1 pseudogene is annotated in these 328 nt (G+C 62.2%); it reads right to left on the bottom strand.

Annotated features, from left to right (window positions below):
• Positions 1–181 precede the first annotated feature (181 nt).
• Positions 182–328 (bottom strand): annotated as a pseudogene (locus KVS69_RS21190) (ArsR family transcriptional regulator); the annotation flags it as partial.

The following is a 328-nucleotide window of genomic DNA, read 5'->3' as shown; positions in this document are numbered from 1 at the left end:
CGGCCAGCGACCCGTCGGACTTGGCCCATGACCATCCGAACCTGTCGGCGGATCACCCCCACTTGCGTCAGCACGCGAACCAAGGCGGGCACCATCACGTGCTGGTCGTGGATGACTTGCACCGGATCTGGTCGTAAGGATAGGCCTCACGGGACGCGGTAAGGGCTGTTTCGCACCAAGGCTAGTCGGCGCTGTTGTCCTCAACGATGTGGATGGCCATGTCCAGCAGCTCCTGGCTCACGTGCTTGTCCGCTACCTCATAGAAGATCTGCTTGGACTGGCGCGCGCCCTTGACCAGACGGGCTCCACGCAACAGTCGAAGGTGATG

The organism is Stenotrophomonas sp. GbtcB23 (assembly GCF_019091045.1).
GTDB classification, from domain to species: Bacteria; Pseudomonadota; Gammaproteobacteria; order Xanthomonadales; family Xanthomonadaceae; genus Stenotrophomonas; species Stenotrophomonas rhizophila_A.
This window is presented reverse-complemented; position numbering and strand designations above follow the sequence as displayed.